Raw genomic sequence first — 22187 nt, forward strand, 5'->3', positions numbered from 1 at the left:
GCGCGCGCCCCCCCGCCGCCCCCCCCCCCCGGGGGCACGGCTCCGGCGCCTGACACGAGGGGGGAGGACGAGGGGCCCGAGCCGCTGCCCTCAGCTTTCACGCCGGGCGGCGGCCGCGCACCCCGGAATGGCGCGAACGCGTGACGGACCCGCGCAGCCGGGTGAGCGGCCGCACGGAGAGCGGCCCGCCGTCACTTCCCGGTCGAACGGAACAGGCCCGGCTCGACCTCCTCGACCCGGCCCTGGTCGGACAGCCGGGCCAGGTGCCGCACCAGCGTGCGACGCTCGACCAGCGGGACGTGCACGCCCTCGACGTGCGGCCGGTAGACCAGCCGATGGGCGGCGAGTTCCCCGACGCCCAGGGGCTCCTCGAGCAGGGACAGCAGCGTGGCGTCACGCCGCTCGACGACACCGGTGAACGCGTCCAGCCGGGACCGGAACTCGGCGGCCCCCTCGATCACACCCTTCTGGTGCGCCGTCCCGTACCAGCGGGCGTCGATCTCCCGGCAGCGCCGCAGCGACGCCTCGAAGTCGACGAGGCTGCTCCCCGCGTCACCGTAGAACGGGCCGAAGGAGGTCAGGTCGATGTCGGCGACGAACAGGAACCCGTCCGGCTCGACGAGGAAGCCGCAGTGCCCCGCCGTGTGCCCCGGCAGATGCACCACGGTCACCGTGTGCCCGCCGAGATCGAACACCGTGCCCTCGGTGAACCCCTGGGCGTCCGGCCGGTCAGCCACCCGGAACTCGTCCCGCAGCTGCCGGTCGAGCGCGTCCCGGTGCTCCTCGGCCGGCCCGAAGCTCGCCACCATCGCGGCCCGCGAGCGCACCGCCGCCAGATCCTTCTCGTGGACATGCACGGGCATGTCGTAGCCGCCCAGCCCGGCCACGTGGTCCTCGTGCCCATGACTCACCAGCACCATGTCCGCCGCCGGCACGTGATCCACCAGGGACAGCGAGGGATCCACGACGACGGTCGTGTCCCTCCCGCGCACCAGCAGAGAGTTCCCGTACGGAAACGCGCCGCGCCGGTCCCCGACCAGCACCGAGACCGCCCCGTACGGCACTTCGGCCGGGGGAGCGCAGGACGGATCGGTCACGGGCGCACCTCGTCTTTCCGCCGCTGCGCGGCCTTCGGGTCGAGACGGGAACCCAGTGTGGCGGCGAACTCCTCGGCACGGGAGAGCTGGACCCGCAGCTTCTCCACCTGCTCCAGCGCCGCCTCCCGGTAGGCGCGCACCCGCTCCAGGAGGGCGGCGCGCTCGTCGGCGTCCGGGGCGGGGTCGTGATCGAGGCGGTCGGTGGCGTCGAGCAGGTCACGCATCTGGTCCAGGGTGAAGCCGAGCGGCTTCATGCGGCGGATCACCATCAGCCGGGCCACGTCGGCCTCGGTGTACAGACGGAAGCCGCCCTGCGAGCGGGCGGACGGGATGACCAGACCCGTGTCCTCGTAGTGCCGGATGGTGCGCAGCGACAGTTCGGTGCGCGCGGCGACCTCGCCGATCTGCATGTGCCTGCCGTCCACGCCCGCCGCCTCAGCTCTTCTCCGTGGCGGCCGCATCCCTTACGCCGCGCCGATCCCTACCCTAACGTCAGGGTAGAGTTGCGGGGCGAGGCGGCCGTGTGCCGCCCCGCAGGTGTCGTACCGGGGCCGACGGTGTTCCCGGTGAAGTGCGGAATGCTGCGGGAGACCAGCGTGCGCGAGCCCAGGACGCCCCGCGCCGCCGCCTGTCCGCCGTGACGCCCGGGGACGTGAACGCGACGGCGTAGCCGCGCGCGCCCTTCGCCCCTCTCATCGACTTCCGGCTCCGTCCGCCACGGAGCCGACCGCGGGGACGCCGTCCGGTGTCGCCGTGTCCTTCCGCGCGCCCGGGCCCGACGGCACGGGTGCGCCCGAGCACGACAGGTTCCAATCCGTGCCCTCTTCCGACGCCCCCGTGTCGCCGGCCGCCCGCCTGCGCGCGCTGAAGCCCGACTGGCTGTCCGATCCGCAGGTCTGGCGCACCGAGGTGCTGGCCGGTCTCGTGGTCGGACTCGCGCTGATCCCCGAGGCGATCTCCTTCTCGGTCATCGCGGGGGTCGAACCGGCCGTCGGCCTGTTCTCCGCCTTCACCATGGCCGTCGTCATCTCGGTCGTCGGCGGGCGCCGCGCGATGATCTCCGCCGCGACCGGTGCCGTCGCGCTGGTCGTCGCACCGCTGAACCGCGAGCACGGGCTCGGGTACCTGGTCGCGGCCGTCGTCCTCGCCGGTGTCTTCCAGGTGGTCCTCGGCGCGCTCGGCGTCGCCCGGCTCATGCGGTTCGTGCCGCGCTCCGTGATGGTCGGCTTCGTCAACGCGCTCGCCGTCCTCGTCTTCATGGCCCAGATCCCGGAGATGACCGACGTCCCCTGGGCCGTCTACCCGCTGATCGCCGGTGGCCTCGCGATGACGGTCCTCTTCCCGAGGATCACGAAGGCCGTGCCCGCCCCGCTCGTCTCGATCGCCGTCCTCACCGTGATCACCGTCGCGGCCGGCATCGCCGTGCCGACCGTCGGCGACAAGGGCGCCCTGCCGTCCGCGCTGCCCGTGCCGGGCCTGCCCGACGTGCCGTTCACCCTCGGCACCCTGACGACCGTCGCCCCGTACGCGCTCGCGATGGCGCTGGTCGGCCTGATGGAGTCGCTCATGACGGCCAAGCTGGTCGACGACCTCACCGACACGCACTCCGACAAGACGCGCGAGTCGATCGGGCAGGGCATCGCCAACATCGTCACCGGACTCTTCGGCGGCATGGGCGGCTGCGCCATGATCGGCCAGACGATGATCAACGTGAAGGTGTCCGGCGCCCGCACCCGCCTGTCGACCTTCCTCGCCGGAGCCTTCCTCATGGTGCTCTGCATCGTGTTCGGTCCGGTCGTCTCCGACATCCCGATGGCGGCGCTGGTCGCCGTCATGGTCATGGTGTCGTTCGCGACGTTCGACTGGCACTCCGTCGCCCCGAAGACCCTCAGGCGCATGCCCGGCGGCGAGATCCTCGTCATGCTGGTCACCGTCGTGTGCGTCGTCGCCACCCACAACCTGGCGATCGGCGTCGTCGTCGGCTCCGTCACCGCCATGGTGATCTTCGCCAAGCGGGTCGCCCGGCTCGCCGACGTCACCTCCGTCACCGACCCGGACCACGCCACCGTGGTGTACCGGGTCACCGGCGAGCTCTTCTTCGCCTCCTCCAACGACCTCGTCGGCCGGTTCGACTACGCCGGCGACCCGCGGCACGTCGTCATCGACCTGAGCGCCGCGCACATCTGGGACGCGTCCTCGGTCGCCGCCCTGGACGCCGTCGAGACGAAGTACGCGCAGCGGGGCAAGACCGTGGAGATCACCGGGCTCAACACCCCGAGCGCCGACCTCCACGACCGGCTCAGCGGGGAGTTCGCGAACGGCCACTGACGGGCCGGGCGGTGCGGGACGGCACCGGGCGCTCGCCGATCCAGCGGGCCGCGAGCAGACCGGAGGCGGCGGTGAGGGCGGCGGCCGCGACGACGGTGGCGTTCAGGCCGAGGGCGTCGGCGAGGACCCCGGCCACCAGGGCGCCGACGGCATAGCCGATGTCGCGCCAGAACCGGTAGGTGCCCAGGGCGTTCGCCCGCCAGGCGGGGTGGGCGTGGTCCGAGACCGAGGCGATCAGCGCCGGGTAGACCATGGCCGTGCCGAGGCCCAGCGCGACGGAGGACAGGACGCCCGCGAGCAGCGGGGTGTCGAGCAGGGCCAGGGCGATCACGAAGCCGGCGGACTGGACGAGCATGCCGGTGACGATCAGGGGTTTGCGGCCCACGCGGTCGGCGAGATGCCCGGTCGGGATCTGGCCCATGCCCCACAGGATCGGGTACAGGCCCTTGATCAGGCCCACCGCGGCGAGGCCGAGACCGTGGTCGGTGAACAGGAGCGGGAAGACACCCCAGGTGAGACCGTCGTTGAGGTTGTTGACGAGTCCCGCCTGACTGGCGCCGCGCAGCGAGCGGTGCCGCCAGGACGTCCGGGCGAAGACGGCGGCCAGGCCGGTGCTCTCGCCGGTGGGCAGCGGCTCGGCGTGCCGGGCGAGTTCGAGGGCGACGTGTCCCGCGGTGTCGCGTACGGCCAGGGCGAGAGCCAGTCCGGCGACGACGAAGACGACACCGATGAGCTCGGGGGCCGGGCGCAGCCCGTGGACGGTGGCGAGCCAGCCGGTGAGCAGGGCGGTGACACCTACGGCGGTGTACCCGGCCGCCTCGTTGAGGCCCGTGGCCAGGCCCCGGCGGGCGGGCCCGACGAGGTCGATCTTCATGTTGACCGTCATCGACCAGGCCAGTCCCTGGTTGAGGCCGAGCAGGACGTTCGCGGCGACGATCCAGCCCCAGGACGGCGCCCAGGCGAGCACGAACGGCACGGGGACGCCGATCAGCCAGCCCGTGACCAGGAGCTGCTTGCGCCGGAAGCGCGCGGTGAGAGCACCGGCGGCGAGGTTGGTCAGGGCCTTGGTGAGCCCGAACGCGATGATGAACGAGAACACGGCCAGGTCGCTCGTCAGCCCGAAGACCTCGGTCCCGATGAGCGGCACCGTGGTCCGCTCCAGGCCGACCAGACCGCCGACGCAGACGTTGACGACGACCAGCAGCGTGAACTGCGGCCAGTTCTCCCGCAGCCCCAGCCGTACGGGCGCGGCCGGACCCCGTCCCCGGAGGCCTCTCACGGAGCCTCGCCCTCGGTCAGGCGCAGGCCGTGCGCGGCCGCGTAGTCGCGCGGACGCCCGTTCAGGACGCGGACGCCCGGGTGCCCGGCGTGTTCGAGGACGCTGGCCGCGGTCATGGCGCGCTCACCGTGCCCGCAGGCGACGAGCGCGCCTTCGGGGGTGTCGCCGACGTGTCCGGCCAGCGTGCCGAGTTCGAGGTGCAGGGCGCCGGGGACGTGCCCTGCGGCGTACTCGGACCGCTGACGCACGTCGACGTAAGCGGTGTCGGGTGCCTGGTCCGGCGTGAGGTACGGAGTCCGCGCCACGGGGAGACCGGCCGCACGCCAGGCGGCCATGCCTCCGGCGAGGTGCCCGGCGATCCGCTCGTAGCCGATCTTGTACGCCTGCCGGACGATCTCGCCCGGGTCCTGGTCCGCGTCGGCGACGAACGCGAGCGGGGCGTCGTCGGGCAGCAGCCAGCCGAGCCAGGTCGCGAACTGGTCCCGCAGCGCGATCGACACCGCTCCGTGCACGTGACCTCCGGCGAAGCGGGCGGCCGGGCGCACGTCCACGACGTACCCGCCCTCGGAGCGCAGCGCGTGGACCCGCTCCGCGGCGAGGGCGGGCAGGACCGGTTCGTACGTCAGGACGGCGGGGCCGAGCCGGTTGCGCTCGGCGAGGCGGTCGAAGTAGGCGGGGTAGCTGCCCAGGCCGTCGAGCAGCCGCCGTACGAAGGCGTCCTCGTCCGGCGCCGCGAGCAGCGGGTTGGCTTCCTTCTGGGCGCCGATCGTGCTGGTGCGCTCGCTGCCGGGCGGGGCCGAACAGAACGAGCCGGCGCCGTGCGTGGGCCAGACCGCGGTGTCCTCGGGCAGCCGGGCGAGCCGCTGGAGCGAGCGGTACTGGGCGCGGGCGAGTTCCTCGGCCCGCTCGGCGCCGAGGAGGTCGGTGCGGGCGGCGGAGTTCACGATCAGCGAGCCGCCGGTGAACACGCCCACGGCACGCTCCCCGTCCAGGAGCAGGAACGAGAGGTGCTCGTCGGTGTGCCCGGGGGTGGCCAGCGCGCGCAGCGTCAGGCCGCCCAGGCCGACCTCGTCGCCGTCGGCCAGGCCCCGGTGGGCGAAGCCCCGCCGGCCCGCGGCCGAGGCCAGCACCACGGCGCGCTCGTCATGGGCCAGCTGGACGGCGCCGGAGAGGAAGTCGGCGTGCAGGTGGGTGTCGGCCGCGAACGCGACCCGCAGCCCGCGCCGGCCTGCTGCCTCGCGCAGGGTGCGCAGATCGCGGCCGGCGTCCACGGCCAGCGCGCGGCCGTCGCCCAGATCGACGAGGTAGGCGTTGTTGCCGAGTCCCGCGTCGAGGAGGGGGACGAGGTGGTCGTCGGCGAAGCCCACGGGTCCTCCAAGATCAGGTGAAGCGAGCGGGACACCGGTTGCCGCGTCCCGCTGGTCGCTGCCGCGGCCCTCCACTACAATATTCCATGGATTTATGGAGGATGGCATGCCGAAGACGGCGAAGGCGGCTGCGAAGGCGGCGCTCTACGACGCGTTCGCGGTCGGCGGCAAGGCGCTGGCCAGCGGAAAGCGGCTGGAACTGCTGGATCTGCTGGCCCAGGGCGAGCGCACGGTCGACGCGCTCGCCAAGGCGGCCGGGCTGAATCTGACGACCGCGTCCGCGCATCTGCAGACCCTCAAGCAGGCCGGCTTCGTCGCCACCCGCCGCGAGGGCGTGCGCGTCCACTACCGACTGGCCGGCGACGACGTCGCCCGGCTGTTCGCGCTGCTGCGCAAGGTCACCGAGACCCACCAGGCGACCGTACCGGCCGCCCGCGACGCCTACCTCGGCGAGGACGGCGCCGCTCAGGTCGGCCGGGACGAGCTGCGGGCCCGCGTCGAGGCCGGGGACGTGGTGCTCCTCGACGTGCGCCCCGTGGAGGAGTACCGGGCCGGACACATTCCGGGCGCGCTCTCCGTCCCGGTCGCCGAACTCGCGGACCGCATCCAGGAGTTGCCCCCGGACCTGGAGGTCGTCGTGTACTGCCGCGGCGAGTACTGCGTCCTCGCGCACGACGCGGTGCGGCTGCTCGCCGAACACGGCCGCCGGGCGATCCGGCTCGACGACGGCATGCTCGAATGGCGGCTCGCCGAACTCCCCGTCCACACCGGCGACCCGGCGTGACCAGCGGCCCCTCGGGGCTGCGCGCGCGTCAGGCGGGGCGCTCGGTCAGCCGGTGTGCGTGGGCCGGGTACACGCCCAGGACGCGGACCTCGGAGGAGAAGAAGCGCAGCTCGTGCAGGGCCAGCGCCACGCGGGGCTCGTCGACGTGGCCCTCGATCTCGACGTAGAAGCAGCTCGGGTTGAGGCCCGCGCCCATCTGGTAGCTCTCGATCTTCGTCAGGTTCACCGCGTTGCTGGAGAAGCCGCCGAGGGCCTTGTACAGCGCGCTCGGGATGTTCCGCACGGCGAAGAAGAGGCTCGTCATCGTCGGGGCGCCGGTCAGCGGGGCGAAGTCCGCGTCGCGCGACAGGACGACGAAGCGCGTCGTGTTCTCCGGGTCGTCCTCGACGCCCGCCCGCAGCACCTCGAGACCGTGGTGCCGGGCCGCGGCCGGCGGGGCGAGCGCCGCGTGCCGCGGGTCCCCGAGCTCGGCCACCTCGCGGGCCGCGCCCGCCGTGTCGTCGCTGACCAGCGTGCGCCAGCCGCCCTCCCGCAGCACCTTGCGGCACTGCCCGAGCGCGTGCACATGGCTGCGCACCTGCTCCACCTGGTCGAGCGTCGCCCCCGCCACGCCCACCAGGTCGAAGTGGATCGCGAGGAAGTACTCCCCGATCACGAACAGGCCCGACTCCGGCAGCAGGTGGTGCACGTCGGCGACGCGTCCGGCGGCGGAGTTGTCGACCGGGATCACCGCGAGGTCGGCGCTGCCGAGCGTCACCGCGTCCAGGGCCTGCTCGAAGCTCGTGCAGGGCAGCTCGGTGCAGCCGGGGAACAGTTTCTGGGCGGCGGCCGCGGAATTGGAGCCGTATTCACCCTGATATGCGACGCTCGTCACGGTGGGTCACTTTCGAAGAGAGCTGGCGCCGTCGGTCAGCACGGCATCACCGTAGACCGAACCGGCCCGCACCCCGCGCGGTGTCCACAACGAGAGACCACGAACGAGGGAGGCCGATGAGGGAAGGGCCGATGACAGAAGGGCCGGCGAGGGCAGCGTCGGCGAACAAGGGGCCGACGAAAAGGGGGGCCGAAGAAAAAAGGAGAGGGCGCGCGGAAGAGGCTCTGTTACGGTGGATCTTCCATTCTTCGTGTGATCAGGAGCAGACCGTGGCGGGTGACGACGACATCTCCGGGTGAGACCCGGACCTGACGGCCACCGGTGACGCTGAGGAAGCGTCCGCCGAAGTGGCTGCCTCGTCGTCCCCTTTCGCCATGACTCCCTTCGCGGTGGAGCGCGCTCGAGCGTTCCCGCGTCACCTTCTGAGGTACACACGATGTCCGACATCTCCGTCGTCTGCTCGAACCTGACCTTCGCCTGGCCCGACGACACCCCCGTCTTCGCGGGCCTGTCCAGCACGATCGGCCCCGGCCGCACCGGGCTCGTCGCGCCCAACGGAGCCGGCAAGAGCACCCTGCTCAAGCTGATCGCGGGAGAGCTCAGGCCCACCGCCGGATCCGTGACCGTCACCGGCACCCTCGGCTACCTCCCGCAGAGCCTGCCGCTCACGACCGACCTGACCGTCGCCCAGGTCCTCGGCGTCGACGGGATCATCCGCGCGATCGACGCCGTCGAGTCCGGCGACGTCGCCGAGGAGCACTTCACCACCATCGGCGACGACTGGGACATCGAAGAGCGCACCCGCGCCCAGCTCGACCGCCTCGGTCTCGACGACGTCGCCCTCGACCGCGTCCTCGGCACCCTCAGCGGCGGCCAGGTCGTCTCCCTCGGCCTCGCCGCCCAGCTCCTCAAGCGCCCCGACGTGCTGCTCCTCGACGAGCCCACCAACAACCTCGACGGCGACGCCCGGCAGCGCCTCTACGACGTCCTGACCGACTGGAACGGCGCCCTGCTGATCGTCAGCCACGACCGCACTCTCCTCGACCGGATGGACCGCATCGTCGAACTGGACCGCGGCGAACTGCGCCAGTTCGGCGGCAACTTCACGGCGTACGAGGAAGCCGTCAAGGCCGAGCAGGAGGTCGCCGAGAAGAACGTGCGCAACGCGGAACAGGCCCTCAAGCGCGAGAAGCGAGAGGCGCAGCAGGCCCGCGAGCGTGCCGAGCGCCGTATGAGCAACGCCGCCCGCAACCTCAAGGACGCGGGCCTGCCGAAGATCTTCGCCGGGAACATGAAGCGCGGCGCCCAGGAGGCCGCCGGACGCTCCGGACAGGTCCACGCGGGGCGGGTCAGCGAGGCCAAGACCCGGCTCGACGAGGCCGGACGCGCCCTGCGCGACGAGCAGCGCCTCACCCTCGACCTGCCCGACACCCGGGTCCCCGCCGGACGCACCGTCTTCCACGGCGAACACCTCCAGGTCCGCCACGGCGACCGGCCGCTGTTCGCGGGAGACGGCCTCGACCTCTCGATCCGGGGCCCCGAGCGCATCGCCCTCACCGGCCCGAACGGCAGCGGGAAGTCCACCCTGCTGCGGCTCGTCCTCGGCGAACTCGCCCCCGAGAGCGGCGAGATCAGGCGGGCCGACGGCCGCGTCGCCTATCTGTCGCAGCGGCTCGACCTGCTGGACCTCGACCGGACCGTCGCCGAGAACTTCGCCGCGTACGCGCCGCACCGCACCGAGGCCGAGCGGATGAACCTCCTCGCCCGCTTCCTTTTCCGCGGCGCCGGCGCCCATCTGCCCACCGGCGTGCTGTCCGGCGGCGAACGTCTGCGCGCCACCCTCGCCTGCGTCCTGTGCGCCGAACCGGCTCCGCAGCTCCTGCTCCTGGACGAGCCGACGAACAACCTCGACCTGGTCAGCGCCGGACAGCTGGAGAGCGCCCTCGCCTCCTACCAGGGCGCGTTCGTCGTCGTCAGCCACGACGAGCGGTTCCTCGCCGAGATCGGCGTCGAGCGCCGACTGCGCCTCGCGGACGGGGTGCTGACGGAGGTCGCCGCGCCGGGGGAGTGACACCTCCCCGGCTCCGGCCCCTCCTCTCCCGACCACACAGGTGAGCCCTTCCATGACCGAACCCACCCCAGCCCCCGCCGCACTGATCGCCCACGACCTCGTCCGCACCCTCGGCGACCGGCGCGTGCTCGACGGCGTCTCCCTCACCGCCGCGCCCGGTCGCCGCATCGGGCTCATCGGCGAGAACGGAGTCGGCAAGTCGACTCTGATCCGGCTGCTCGCCGGCACCGACCGTCCTGACTCCGGCCGCGTCGAGAGGCCGGCCGAACTCGGCTGCCTGCAACAGGAGTTGCCCTACCCGGCCGAGGCCGCCGTCGCCGACGTGCTCGACGACGCCCTGCGCGAGGCGCGCCACACCCTCGCGGAGCTCGACCGGCTCGCCGCCCGCGTGGCCGACGCCCCCGAGGACGCCGAGCTCCTCGACGCGTACGGCCGGCTCCTCCAGGAGGCCGAGGAGAAGGAGGTGTGGGACGCCGACCGGCGCGCCGGGCTCGTGCTGGCCGGACTCGGCCTCGGCGCGATCCCGTACACCCGTACCGTCGGCTCGCTCTCCGGCGGGCAGCGCTCGCGCCTCGCGCTCGCGGCGCTGCTCGTCCGGCGTCCGACCGCCCTGCTCCTCGACGAACCCACCAACCACCTCGACGACGACGCCGCCGCCTTCCTGGAGGAGCAACTGCGCGGCCTGCCCGGCGCCGTCGTCGTCGCCAGCCACGACCGCGCCTTCCTCGACGCCGTCTGCACCGACCTCCTCGACCTCGACCCGGCGCTCGACGGACCCGTCCGCTTCGGCGGCACCTACAGCGCCTACCTGGCGGAGAAGCGGGCCGAACGCACCCGCTGGGAACGCCGGTACGCCGAGGAACAGGAGGCGCTGACCGCCCTGCGCGCATCGGTGGACACGACCGCCCGCAGAGTCGCCCCCGACCGGGGACCCCGCGACACCGAGAAGATGGGCTACGGCCTGCGCGCGGGCCGCGTCCAGAGCCAGATCGCCCGCCGCGTGCGCAACGCGGCCCGGCGCCTCGACGACCTGGAGCGCGCCCAGATCCCCGCCCCGCCGCGCCCCCTCGTCCTCGCCGCTCCCGCCGTCGTACAGGAGACCGGGGCCGGTGACCTCGTCGAACTCAGCGGCGTCCACGTCCCCGGGCGGCTGGCCGTCGGCGACCTCACGCTGTCGCCCGGCGACCGGCTCCTCGTCACGGGCGGCAACGGCGCGGGCAAGTCCACCCTCCTCGCGGTGCTGGCCGGGCGGCTCACGGCCGGAGGCGCGGTGCGACGCAGGCCCGGACTCACCGTGGGACTGCTCGCCCAGGACACGGAGTTCGAGCGGCCGGAGCGCTCCGCGCAGCAGGTGTACACCGCCGTCCTCGGCCCGGCGCGCGCCGAGGCGACCCCGCTGTCCGCGCTCGGACTGCTCGCCGCCCCGGAGCGCGCCAAGTCCGTCGCGCACCTGTCGGTGGGGCAGCGCCGCCGCCTCGCGCTCGCCCTCCTGGTCGCCCGGCCGCCCCAACTCCTCCTGCTCGACGAGCCCACGAACCACCTCTCGCCGAGCCTGTGCGACGAACTGGAGGAGGCGCTGCGCGCCGAGGGGCCAGGCGCCGTCGTCGTCGCCAGCCACGACCGGTGGCTGCGGTCCCGCTGGACCGGCCGGGTGCTCGGCCTCGCCGCGGTTCACCGGGACGTACCTCCGCCACCAGGGTGATTCGTGTTCCGGCGCCTGCCGGACCGGTCACACATCGAAGGTCATGACGGCGGCCGGAGTTCACGCCGCCGAGGGGTCGAAACGCTGGAAGGTCATATGAGTGAATCTCAGGTGCGTCGGCATGCGGACACGGCGGGGCGGCGCATGCCGTCCCCGCGTCCGCAGTGGCAGAACCTCTTCGTCGCTCCGGTGTACAGCCCGGACCTGACGGAGCCGGACTGCCCGGACACGGCGTACGAGGAGCCGGACACCGTCGTACCGGTGCGCCGCCGCGCCGCGCGGCGGACCGAACGGCTCCACTGACGGACGCGTGTCGCCCGGTCCCGGCGGGCGGCACCACCCGGGGGGTCTCCCAACGGGAGAAGCACCGTCGAGGTCGTTGTCGGCGGCGACAGAAGACCCTGTACGCGTCGACATGGCCCCCGGCGAGCCGGGTTGGTGAGGATCGTCACGTCGAACCGAACCCCGCCCGTAGGAAAGCGAACTGACGTGAGCAATCTCGCCACAGCCCTGGTGGAAGCGGCCCGCAGGCACCCGCAGCGACCGGCGATGCGAGTCGGGGACAGCGTGCTGCCCCTCGTCGAACTGGACGAACTGAGCGCCCGGGTGGCGGGTGGACTGCTCGCGCACGGGCTGCGCCCCGGCGACCGGGTGGGGCTCCCGGCGCCCGACGAACCCGTGTTCCCCGTCCTGTACTTCGGCGCCCTGCGGGCCGGCGCCGTGGCCGTCGTCGCGCCCCGCCGCGGCGGCGTGCCGCGCGCGGTGCGCCCGCGCGGCGCGGCGGAGGGCGCGCGGCTCGTGTTCCGGACGACCGTCCCCGAGACGCCGCTGCGCGCTGTGGCGGGAGCGGAGCACACGGAGGCCGACGACACGACCGTGGTGGGGGTCGGACCGGGCTTCCTCGACCAGCTGGTGTTCTGGCCGCAGCGCCCGAGCGTCGTGCACCGCGCCGGGCACGACCTGGCCGTGGTGCTCCGCTCCCGCGCGGGCGTCCCGGACACCGCACTGACCCACGACGCGCTGCGCGCCCGCACCCGCTCGGCGGCGCGCCCCCTGCGCGAGGTGCCGGTGGTGTCGGCGGCCGCCGACGTCCTCCACGCGACCGTCTGCACCGGCGCCTGCCTGTTCGGGGAACCCGTCGGCGCCGCCGACGTCCCGGAGGCGGGGAGCGCGGGGTGACCTCCTGGCTGCCGCACGTCGATGAGGACCGCGAACTCCTCCAGGGCACCCTGGCGAGGGCGGCACTGGCGGGCCCGTGAGCCGGGACGTCCCGGGCGGCCTCAGTCGCCGGAGCCGTCCGACGGGCCGGACGGCTCCTTGATGCCGGCCACGAGCTGTTCGATGAACGCCTCCCCGTCCGCCTCCGAGGAGGGGCGGCCCGGGACGCCCGGCCGGGTCTGCCACGGGCGCGGTCCCGTCGCCGCGCGGTACTCGACCCCGACCGCGTCGAGCCGGGCGAGATGGTGCTCCAGGCGCGGCCGGAACTCCTCGTACCGGCGCTCGCCCGTGGACCACAGCGCCTCGGCGACCGCGCACAGGCGCGGGAACGCGAAGTAGTCGACGGTGCGCGGCGAATCCATGTGCTCCGTCCAGATGTTGGCCTGACCGCCCAGCACGTGCGCGGCCTCGTCGGCCGTCAGAACGGCCGGCACCGGATCGAACGCGTACGCCTTCTCCACCGTGATCGGCACCGCCACCGGGATCGGCTCGTCCGGGTCCTCGGACTGGCGGTAGTCCAGGTACACCTGGTCGTCCGGGCAGGAGACGACGTGCAGGCCCCGGCGGGCGGCCGTCACCGCGCCCGTCATGCCGCGCCACGACGCCACGACCGTGCCGGGCGGCACCTCGTCCTCCAGGAGCTCGTCCCAGCCGAACAGCCGCCGTCCGCGCGCGCTCACGTGCTCGCCGAGCCGCCGTACGAACCACGAGCGCAGTTCGTGCTCGTGGCGCAGCCCCCGCTCGCGCATCAGCTCCTGCGTGCGCGGGTCCTTCTCCCACTCCGTGGTCGGGCACTCGTCGCCGCCCACACCGATCACCGCGCCGGGGAACAGGTCCATGACCTCGTCGAGGACGTCACGGTAGAAGTCGACGGTGGACTCCTCCATGTTGAGGACGCGCGGGTTGACGCCCCAGCGGGTCCACACCTCCGCGGGGCCGCCCCCGACGCCGAGTTCGGGGTACGCGGCGATCGCGGCCTGCGAATGCCCCGGCACGTCGATCTCGGGGACGACCGTGATGTGCCGCCGGGCCGCGTACGCCACGATCTCCCGGATGTCGTCCTGCGTGTAGAAGCCGCCGTGCGGCCGGCCGTCGCCCCGCGCCTCGGGACCGGCGCCGCGCTGCGACTCGCGCCGCCCCGCGCCGACCTCGGTGAGGCGCGCCCGCCGCCGGATCTCCACCCGCCAGCCCTGGTCGTCGGTGAGGTGCAGATGCAGGGTGTTGAGCCGGTGCATCGCCATCAGGTCGACGAACCGCAGCACATCGTGCTTGGGCATGAAGTGCCGCGCCACGTCGAGCATCGCGCCGCGCCACGCGAACCGCGGCGCGTCGGCGACGGCCACCGCCGGCACCGCCCAGCGCACTCCGGACGCCTCGCCGCGCCGGTACACCTCGGCGGGCAGCAGCTGGAGCAGGGTCTGGCAGCCGTGGAAGACACCGGCGCGGTCCCCGCCCGTGACGACGACCCCGGCCGGGGTGACGTCGAGCCGGTACGCCTCGGCGCCGAGCGTGCCGTCGAGCCGCAGCTCCACGGCGCGCTCCGCGCCATCGGCGAGCGGGAGGTCGAGGCCGGTCGCGGGACGCAGCGCCGACTGGAGCCAGCGCGCCTCGAGGCGCACCTCGGCCGCCGCGACCACTGCGGTCGTGTCGTCGAGCAGGAAGAAGCCGTCGTCGTGCCGGACCGAGGTGGGACGGGGCAGGAGCATGGGGTGGATCATCCTTTCACCGCTCCGGCCGACATGCCGGAGACGAGTTTGCGCTGGATGAGCAGGAAGAACACGACCACGGGCAGCGAGAAGACGACCGAACCGGCCATCTGCGCGCTGTAGTCGGTGCCCTGGGCCGGGTTCGTGAAGGACGCGAGCCACACCGGCAGCGTGTACTGGCTCTGCTCCTTCATGAACGTGTACGCGATGAGGTAGTCGTTCCAGGCGGCGATGAACGCGAACACGCTCGACGCGATCACCCCGGGCAGCACCAGCGGGAACAGGATCCGCCACAGCACCTGCCAGGTCGACGCGCCGTCGATCCGCGCAGCCTCCTCCACCTCGACCGGCACGGTCAGGAAGAACCCGCGCATCACCCAGATCGAGAACGGCAGGGTGAGCGCGAGATACGCGAGCACGAGACCCGTGTACGTGCCGAGCAGCCCCGCCTCGTTGAAGACGAGGAACGTCGGGACGAGGAGCGCCGTGCCCGGCAGCATCTGGGCGACGAGGATCGCCACCATGACGGTGCGCCGCCCGCCGAACCGGAACCGGGACAGCGCCGCCGCGGCGAACATGCCGAGCACGATGGAGATCACGACGGTGACACCGACGACGAGCAGACTGTTCGTCAGGTTCGTCCAGAACTCCGTGCCGTTGAGCGCCACGTCGAAGTTGCGCAGCGTCGGCGCGCCCGGCCAGAAGCGCGGCGTCGCCGTCATCGCCTCGGAGCGCGGCTTGAACGCCGTGTTGACCATCCAGTACACCGGGAAGAGCCACACGAGGCAGAACACGACCGCCACGGTGTTGCCGACGACGCGGCCCCGGCGGAACCTTCGCGCCGTCACAGATCCTCCCCGGAACGCAGCAGCCGTCGGATGTACAGCGCGGTGACCGCGAGGAGCAGCACCGTCGTGACCACGGACAGGGCCGCGCCCTGGCCGACCTTGAACGCCACGAAGGCCGTCCGGTACGCGAAGACGCCCAGTGTGGTCGTCGCCGAGTCGGGACCGCCCGCCGACACCAGCCAGATCTGGTTGAAGACGTTGAAGTCCCAGATCACCGACATCAGCGTGATCAGGGTCAGCGTCGGCCGCAGGAACGGCAGCGTCACCGACCACCACACCCGCCACTCGCCCGCCCCGTCGAGCCGCGCCGCCTCCTGCAGCTCGGCCGGCATCTGGATCAGCGCCGCGTACAGGGTGAGCGCGATGAACGGCACCGCCTGCCACACGATCAGCAGCCAGATCGACACGTACGCGAGCGGCGCGCTGTTCGACCAGTCCGTGTCCGTCATGTCGCCGAACAGCCCGGTCCGCGTGAGCATCCAGTTGACGACGCCGTAGCCGGGCTGGAACAGCCACTTCCACACCAGGGACGACGCGACCGTCGGCATCGCCCACGCGAGGATCAGCACGACCGTGACCGTCATCCGCATCGCCGGCCCGAGCCGTGTCAGGAGCTGCGCCACGCCCGCGCCGATCGCGACACTCCCCGCCACCATCGCCGCCGTGAACACGACCGTGCGCGCCAGCGAGCGCCAGAACTCGGCGTCGGCCAGCAGATCCGTGTACTGCCGCGCCCCGACGACGTCGAACGCGCCGGTGAACAGGGACCGTTGGTCGTAGTCCGTGAACGACGCGTACACGAGGAAGGCGATCGGGGCGACGGTGACGGCGAGCATCACCAGACCCGCCGGTGTCAGCAGCGCCCACGCGACGAGGGAACCGCGGCCGCGCACGGACCCTTTGCGCGGCGGGGCGCTCGCCCTCGCGCGTGACGGCGGCGGGGGAGCGGCGGGCGCCTCGCGACGCCCGCCGACCGCCTGGTCAGTCCCCGGCATTGAGCACCTTGCCGGCCGTCGTGTCGAAGGTCCCCGCGGCCTGCCGCGGCGAACGCGACCCGGAGGCGACGGACGAGAAGACCTTGTCGATGTCCTTGTTGCCTTCCAGTTGCGCCCAGTCCGCCGATGCCGGAGTCGCCTTCGAGCGCAGCGCCGCGTCGAAGAACGGGCGCAGCAGCGGATCGGCCTTCTCCCCGGCCGCCTTGACCGCGCCCTCGCTGTTCGGGATCCAGCCGTCGCGGCCCGCGACCCACTCCGTCTGCACCGCGGGATCCGTGGCGATCTTCACCCACCGCAGCGCCAGATCCTGGTGCGCGCTCTTGGCCGCGACGCCCCAGTCGGAGCCGCCCAGCATGACCGGCTGGGAGCGGCCCGAGGCGCCCGGGAGCGGGAAGGTCCCGAGATCCGCGTCCTCGATCTCCGGGTTCGCCTTCTTGATGAGGTCGATCGTCACGTTCGTCGCGCTGATCGCCGACGCCTTGCCGTCCGCGAACACCCGCGTCTGGTCCGGGTTCAGTGTGTCGATGGTGCGCGTCGACGGCGCCGAGAACTCGTTCTGGAACACCTTGTACTCGGCGAGCCCCTTCTGCGCCGCGCCGGAGCCCAGCGTCCCCTTCCACGCCTCGCCGTCCCGCGCGGCCACGTCACCGCCCGCGTCCCACACCCACTGCACGCCCGTGTGCCAGTACTTGCCCGGCAGGTAGAAGGGGGAGAAGTCCCGGGCGGGGTGCGCCTCGCGGACCTTGCGCAGCGCCTTCTTCAGTTCGTCGTACGTGGTCGGGGCGGCCTTCACCCCGGCCGCGTCCCAGATCTTCTTGTTGTAGATCACGGCGCGGGCTCCCGCGAAGGACGGCGCCGCGTACAGCCGCCCGTCCACCGTCGCGGGCTCCTCCAGACCGTCCAGCCACTGCTGGCCCTGGCGCAGGTCCTTCGCGTACGGGGTGAGGTCCATCAGGCCGCCGCTCGCGGCGAAGCTCGCCACCTGCGTGTTGCCGATGTCGATGACGTCCGGCGGCGTCGACGTGGCGAGCGCGGTGGTGATCTTGGTGGTGATCCCGTCCCAGTTCTGCACCTCGATCTTCACGTCGGCGCCGGTCTGCCGCGTGAAGCGGTCCTTCATCGCCTTGCGGGTGGCCTCGGAGTAGTCGCCGTCCATCACCCACACGGTGAGCGTCTTGCCCTTCGCCTTCACGACGGGCACCGCGCGCTGCTTGCCGTCGCCGCTCCCGGTGTGACCCGCCGAGCCGGAGCAGCCGGCCGCCGCGAGCGAGGCGGCCACGACCACCGCCACCACGCCGCCGAGCGGGAGGCGCCCCGCGCGTCTGCGGATCGCGCGGGTCGTCCTTCGGGTCGTGCGGGCCGTACGGGTCATGGGAACTCCTGGAAGGTGTCAGTACGGGAAGTCGCCGTGCCGCGGTGCGTTCACCACACGCCGAGCTCGCCCGCGAGGACGAGGCCGGCGGCGCCGAGCAGGATCAGATCGGAGTCGCCGGCCAGCGACCGCATGGTCAGCGCGGCCCCTATCGGCGCGTACGTACGGGCCCGCACCGTCGCGGCGGCGGACTCCAGGAAGGGGCCCTCCACGAGGTCGGGCGGGCCGAGCAGGGCGATCTCGTTGAGGTTGAGCACGCTGCTGATCGGGGCGAGCGCGATGCCGAGGGCGCGGCCGGCGGCGGTGAGGACCTCGGTGCGCCCGGCCGCGCCCCGGCCCGCGAGCCGTGCGCGCAGCTGTGCCGCGTCGATGAGGGGCTCCAGGCAGCCTCGGTGCCCGCAGACGCACGGCTCTCCGTCCTCGACGACCGTCACGTGCCCGATCTCTCCGGCCGCGAACTGCTCGCCCTCGACCAGTTCCCCGCCGACGATCAGGCCCGCGCCCACGCCGTGCTCGATGGTGATCGCCATCAGGTTCTGGGTCTTGGCCTCGCGGAAGCGCAGCACGGCGAGCGCCGCGACGTTGATGTCGTTGCCGACGTGCGCCGGGACGCCGAAGCGCTCGGAGAGCCGGGCGGCGAGCGGGAGTTCGCGCCACTCGAAGTGCCCGGCGAAGTGGACCACGCCGTCGGTGCCGATGATGCCCGGGGACCCGACGCCGATGCCGAGCACCCGGCCCGGCGCCAGCTCCTTCAGCTCCGCGACCAGCCGCGTCACGCGCTCGGCCGCTGCCTCCCCGACGGCGTCGGCGTAGGGCGTGCGGGCCCGGGCGACGACCTTGCCGCGCAGATCGAGGACGGCGCCCTCGAACCGGCCGTCGGCGGACAGGTCGAGGGCCAGGACGTGCGCCGCCGCGTCGTCGATCGCCATCAGGTTCGCGGGCTTGCCCAGCCGGTTGCCCTTGCGCGGGCCGATGTCGGTGAGCAGCCCGTCGCCCTCCAGATCGGCGACCAGGGCCGACACGGTGGGCGCGGTGAGCCCCACCGCGCGGGCGATCTCCGACCTGCTCATGGCGCCCCGGTGGTAGAGCGTCGACAGCACGAGCGCGCGGTTGTGGACCCGGCTGTCCGCGGCGCTCGCCTTGGTGCGCTCGGCCGGACGGCGGCGCGGGACGGTCACGTGTGCTCGCCTCCGATTAAGTAAATGCCCTTTAGTTAAAGGAGTTTGGATATCGTCGGGGCGCTCCGGCGGGATCGTCAAGAGCCGTGCACAAACGGATCCCCCGCAACTTCCGGACGCCGTGGTGCCGCGCATGTCACGAACAGAACATCCCTACGCAATCCGCCGGTTGAGTGTTTGACCACGCGCGGATGTGTTCAATGACTCCCCGTCAACCGTCAGTTGTTTCTTCGGTTCTGTTGGTTCTGTTGGTTCCTTGTGATTTCGGAGGTGTGCTGTGTCTCGTGAACCTCGTGCGTCCCGGGTCTCGAGCAGATGCGCGGTGCTCGCCGCGGTGGCGCTCACGGCGGTCGGGGTCGCCCCGTCGGCCGGTGCCGCGCCCGTGCCCGGTCGTGACGTCACGGTCCTGACGTTCAACATCCACCACGGCGCCGACCCCGCCGACGACCTCGACCTCGCCCGCACGGCGAAGGTCATCGCCGACTCCGGCGCCGACGTGATCGGACTGCAGGAGGTGGACCGGCACTGGTCCGCACGCAGCGACTTCGCCGACCAGGCGCAGTGGCTCGCCGACCGCCTGGACCTGCACGTCACCTACGGCGCCAACCTGGACGAGGACCCGGCCGAGCCCGGCGACCCGCGGCGCCAGTACGGCACGGCGATCCTGTCCCGCTTCCCGATCCTGGACGCCCACAACACGCTGCTGCCGCGCTCCGCGACCGGCGAGCAGCGCGGGCTCCTGGAGGCCGACGTCATGGTGCGGGGCACCACCCTGCGCTTCCTCAACACCCACCTGGAGCACACCTCCCAGGCCGAGCGCCTCTCGCAGGTCAAGGCCATCGACGCCATCGTGAAGACGTCCAGCCGGCCCACCGTCCTGGTCGGCGACCTCAACGCCGCCCCCGACACCCCGGAGGTCGTCGCCCTCACCGAACGCCTCAAGGACACCTGGCCGGTGGCCGGCCAGGGCGACGGCTACACGTACGACGCCCTGAACCCGACGGAGCGCATCGACTACGTCCTGGCCTCACCGGGAATCCGGGCCCGCACGGCCGAGGTCCTCCCCGAGACGGCATCGGACCACCGCCCGGTCCGCGTGGAGCTGCGCCTGCCGTGACGGAACGGCGCGTCGTCGCCCGGCGGCTCGGCGGTGTGGTCCGTCCGCCGGGTCGTCGGGTGGTGCCGGAACGGGCATGAGGGTGGGGCCGGCGGGTACGTCGTAGCCCTCGGGATGTCATTCGCGTAAGGGTCATGGACCGGCCGCGATCGAAAGGGATCGATTGCGGTCAGTACCGGGAAGTCGGGTGTCTCGTGGCCGGGATTGTTCGTTCATGGATGCCATGAAGGACGTGAGAAGAATCGTTTCCGCCGAATCGGTCGCGCCGCCCCCTCCGGCCGCCGCCGGTGGATCGGAGGGGGCGCCGGGCGGCGCCGGCTCCGACACACCGATCTACGACGCGCTCCTCGCCGAGTGGAAGCAGGAACGCAAGCACGCGCCGGGCGGCGCAGCGCCCGGAGGGCTGGGGCGCCCGCAGCGGACCGCTTCCGCCGCGAGCCTGTCCCCGGCCCCTGCGCCGTACGTGCCGCAGCGGCGCGCCGCCTCCTGAACCCCGGGGCGACGGGACCGGTGCCGGCGGTGCGTGGTCGCCCGCGTGATCACTCGGACGGGTGGTTACGGAGCCCGCGCGGCCCGTTACGCCCCTCCGCGCGGCCGGCGCGGACGATCATGCTCCGGTGAACCTGAACCCTCGAAGTTCCGTACGCCTCTGGGCCGTTCCGGCGGCCGCCGCCACGCTGGCGGTCCTCTCGCCGCTGGCGGCGGGCCCCGCCGACGCGCGGCCCGCCGACGCGAAGCCGGCCCGGTCCGCACCGCGGCCCGCGACCGCCGCCGAGGCGCGCACGGACGCCCACCTGACCTCGCTCCGCGACAGCCCCGACCGGCTCCGCTCCTTCTTCCGGGCCATGCCCAAGGGCGGTGACCTGCACAACCACCTGTCGGGCGCGGTCTCCACCGAGTACCTCATCGAGCTCGCCGCGCAGGACGGGCTCTGCATCGACTCCACGATGACCGCCGTGCCCCCGCCCTGCGGCCCCGGCACCCGGCCCGCCGCCGACGCCCGCACCGACCGCGCCTTCCACGACGACCTCGTGCGCGCCTGGTCCATGCAGGACTTCCCGGCGGACCAGAACGGCCACGACCACTTCTTCGACACCTTCGGGAAGTTCGGCGAGGTCACCTGGCGCAACCGCGGCAAGCTGCTCTCCCAGGTCGCCGACGAATCCGTACGGCAGAACCAGTTCTACCTGGAGACCATGGTCAGCCCGGCGTCCGACGGCGCCAAGAAGCTCGCCAACGACGTGGGCTGGGACGCCGACCTCGCCGCGCTGCACCGCAAGCTCCTGGCCGGCGGCCGCCTCGACGCGCTCGTCGCCGAGTCCCGCAAGGAGGCGGACGACGGCGACGCCGAGTTCCGTACCGCCTCGCACTGCGGCACGCCGCAGGCCCGCCCCGGCTGCGAGCTCACCGTCCGCTGGATCTCCCAGGTGTCGCGCGGCAGTTCGCCCGAGCGGGTCTTCACGCAGATGGCGCTCGGCATGCGGCTCGCCGAGCGCGACGGCCGCTTCGTCGCCGTGAACCTGGTCCAGCCAGAGGACTGGGACAGCTCCCTGGAGAACTACAGCCTCCAGATGCGCATGCTGAAGTACCTGCGCGAGGTCTACCCCAAGGCCCATGTCACCCTGCACGCGGGCGAGTTGTGGCCCGGGCTGGTCAAGCCCGAGGACCTGAAGTTCCACATCCAGGAAGCCGTCGACGTGGCCCGCACCGAGCGCGTCGGCCACGGAGTCGACCTGGTCCACGAGGACAACTGGCAGCGCACCGCCCGCCGGATGGCCGACCGCGAGACCGCCGTCGAGGTCCCCTTCACCAGCAACGCCCAGATCCTCGGCGTCAAGGGCGCCGAGCACCCCTTCGAGACGTACCGCGCGTACGGGGTGCCGATCGTCCTGTCCACCGACGACCAGGGCATCTCGCGCATCGACATCACGCACGAGTACCAGTACGCCGCGAAGACCTACGGCCTGTCGTACCCGGAGCTGAAGGACCTGGCCCGCGCATCCCTGGAGTACGCGTTCCTGCCCGGCGCCAGCGTGTGGCGCGGGAACCCGACGGCCGACGGGTACCGCGCGGTCCCGGCCTGCCAGGGTGAGCGCCCCGGCCTGCCGGTGCGGACGCGGTCCTGCCGCGCCCTGCTCGCCGACAGCCCGAAGGCGCGCACCGAGTGGCGTCAGGAAGCCGCGTTCGCGACGTTCGAGCGGAACGCCGGCAGCTGATCAGCCGCGGGCACGGACCCGGATCCGTCCGGGTC

At 72.8% G+C, this 22187-nt stretch carries 19 protein-coding genes; 9 read left to right on the forward strand and 10 right to left on the reverse strand.

Annotated features, from left to right (window positions below; genetic code table 11):
- Window positions 1–191: 191 nt before the first annotated feature.
- On the reverse strand, window positions 192–1097 hold the full coding sequence (locus ACFW9D_RS20185) for an MBL fold metallo-hydrolase (protein ID WP_384623549.1): 906 nt from the start codon (window positions 1095–1097) through the stop codon (window positions 192–194).
- Entirely contained in the window at window positions 1094–1522 is a 429-nt protein-coding gene (locus tag ACFW9D_RS20190) for a MerR family transcriptional regulator (RefSeq protein ID WP_223206268.1), read from the reverse strand. Before ACFW9D_RS20190 ends, ACFW9D_RS20185 begins: the two co-directional genes overlap by 4 nt.
- 412 nt (window positions 1523–1934) lie before the next feature.
- Here ACFW9D_RS20190 and ACFW9D_RS20195 point away from each other — a divergent pair, with 412 nt between their 5' ends.
- Window positions 1935–3425: a SulP family inorganic anion transporter gene (locus ACFW9D_RS20195; RefSeq protein ID WP_384623603.1), complete on the forward strand. Its 1491-nt coding sequence runs from the start codon at window positions 1935–1937 to the stop codon at window positions 3423–3425.
- Here the strand turns inward: ACFW9D_RS20195 and ACFW9D_RS20200 are convergent.
- Window positions 3397–4704 carry an MFS transporter gene (locus ACFW9D_RS20200; protein WP_384623550.1) on the reverse strand — a complete coding sequence of 436 codons (1308 nt, stop codon included), beginning with the start codon at window positions 4702–4704 and terminating at the stop codon, window positions 3397–3399. The two genes, ACFW9D_RS20195 and ACFW9D_RS20200, sit on opposite strands and share 29 nt — an antisense overlap.
- The gene (locus ACFW9D_RS20205; protein WP_384623552.1) at window positions 4701–6071 is read right to left on the reverse strand and encodes a rhodanese-like domain-containing protein; all 1371 of its coding nucleotides are present in this window, start codon (window positions 6069–6071) and stop codon (window positions 4701–4703) included. The genes ACFW9D_RS20200 and ACFW9D_RS20205 overlap by 4 nt, the downstream gene beginning before the upstream one ends.
- 106 nt (window positions 6072–6177) lie before the next feature.
- On the opposite strand from ACFW9D_RS20205, the gene ACFW9D_RS20210 reads away from it, so the two are divergent.
- Window positions 6178–6855 carry an ArsR/SmtB family transcription factor gene (locus tag ACFW9D_RS20210; protein ID WP_384623554.1) on the forward strand — a complete coding sequence of 226 codons (678 nt, stop codon included), beginning with the start codon at window positions 6178–6180 and terminating at the stop codon, window positions 6853–6855.
- A 28-nt stretch (window positions 6856–6883) separates the two neighbouring features.
- On the opposite strand, the gene ACFW9D_RS20215 is transcribed toward ACFW9D_RS20210, so the two are convergent.
- Complete coding sequence (locus tag ACFW9D_RS20215; protein ID WP_384623556.1) at window positions 6884–7729, reverse strand: prephenate dehydratase; 846 nt, start codon at window positions 7727–7729, stop codon at window positions 6884–6886.
- A 436-nt stretch (window positions 7730–8165) separates the two neighbouring features.
- Between ACFW9D_RS20215 and abc-f the strand changes: the two genes are divergently transcribed.
- The 4 genes from abc-f (at window position 8166) to ACFW9D_RS20235 (ending at window position 12681) form a co-directional block, all read left to right on the forward strand.
- Window positions 8166–9800, forward strand: coding sequence for a ribosomal protection-like ABC-F family protein (gene abc-f, locus ACFW9D_RS20220; RefSeq protein ID WP_384623558.1), 1635 nt, complete (start codon window positions 8166–8168; stop codon window positions 9798–9800).
- Window positions 9801–9852: 52 nt separating this feature from the next.
- Complete coding sequence (locus ACFW9D_RS20225) at window positions 9853–11502, forward strand: ABC-F family ATP-binding cassette domain-containing protein (RefSeq protein ID WP_384623559.1); 1650 nt, start codon at window positions 9853–9855, stop codon at window positions 11500–11502.
- A 144-nt stretch (window positions 11503–11646) separates the two neighbouring features.
- On the forward strand, window positions 11647–11805 hold the full coding sequence (locus ACFW9D_RS20230) for a hypothetical protein (protein WP_188340701.1): 159 nt from the start codon (window positions 11647–11649) through the stop codon (window positions 11803–11805).
- Window positions 11806–11991: 186 nt separating this feature from the next.
- Window positions 11992–12681, forward strand: coding sequence for an AMP-binding protein (locus tag ACFW9D_RS20235; protein WP_384623560.1), 690 nt, complete (start codon window positions 11992–11994; stop codon window positions 12679–12681).
- Window positions 12682–12782: 101 nt separating this feature from the next.
- Here ACFW9D_RS20235 and ACFW9D_RS20240 read toward each other — a convergent pair whose 3' ends face one another.
- From ACFW9D_RS20240 to ACFW9D_RS20260, 5 genes are all read right to left on the reverse strand, one after another.
- Entirely contained in the window at window positions 12783–14426 is a 1644-nt protein-coding gene (locus tag ACFW9D_RS20240) for a beta-N-acetylhexosaminidase (protein ID WP_384623561.1), read from the reverse strand.
- A gap of 8 nt (window positions 14427–14434) precedes the next feature.
- Entirely contained in the window at window positions 14435–15274 is an 840-nt protein-coding gene (locus ACFW9D_RS20245) for a carbohydrate ABC transporter permease (RefSeq protein WP_384623563.1), read from the reverse strand.
- On the reverse strand, window positions 15271–16167 hold the full coding sequence (locus ACFW9D_RS20250; protein ID WP_384623565.1) for a carbohydrate ABC transporter permease: 897 nt from the start codon (window positions 16165–16167) through the stop codon (window positions 15271–15273). Before ACFW9D_RS20250 ends, ACFW9D_RS20245 begins: the two co-directional genes overlap by 4 nt.
- A gap of 88 nt (window positions 16168–16255) precedes the next feature.
- Window positions 16256–17641, reverse strand: a complete 1386-nt coding sequence (locus ACFW9D_RS20255) for an extracellular solute-binding protein (RefSeq protein WP_384623567.1) — start codon at window positions 17639–17641, stop codon at window positions 16256–16258.
- Window positions 17642–17691: 50 nt separating this feature from the next.
- Entirely contained in the window at window positions 17692–18819 is a 1128-nt protein-coding gene (locus ACFW9D_RS20260; RefSeq protein WP_384623569.1) for an ROK family protein, read from the reverse strand.
- Between the two features lie 322 nt (window positions 18820–19141).
- Between ACFW9D_RS20260 and ACFW9D_RS20265 the strand changes: the two genes are divergently transcribed.
- The 3 genes from ACFW9D_RS20265 to ACFW9D_RS20275 all read left to right on the forward strand — a co-directional run bounded on the left by ACFW9D_RS20265 (window position 19142) and on the right by ACFW9D_RS20275 (window position 22152).
- Window positions 19142–19936 carry an endonuclease/exonuclease/phosphatase family protein gene (locus ACFW9D_RS20265; RefSeq protein ID WP_384623571.1) on the forward strand — a complete coding sequence of 265 codons (795 nt, stop codon included), beginning with the start codon at window positions 19142–19144 and terminating at the stop codon, window positions 19934–19936.
- 214 nt (window positions 19937–20150) lie between these two features.
- A complete protein-coding gene (locus tag ACFW9D_RS20270; protein WP_384623572.1) occupies window positions 20151–20426 on the forward strand; it encodes a hypothetical protein in 276 nt (91 codons plus the stop codon).
- 133 nt (window positions 20427–20559) lie between these two features.
- On the forward strand, window positions 20560–22152 hold the full coding sequence (locus ACFW9D_RS20275; RefSeq protein ID WP_384623605.1) for an adenosine deaminase: 1593 nt from the start codon (window positions 20560–20562) through the stop codon (window positions 22150–22152).
- Window positions 22153–22187 lie beyond the last annotated feature (35 nt).

This window comes from Streptomyces sp. NPDC059524 (genome assembly GCF_042749255.1).
Classification (GTDB): Bacteria; Actinomycetota; Actinomycetes; order Streptomycetales; family Streptomycetaceae; genus Streptomyces; species Streptomyces xanthii.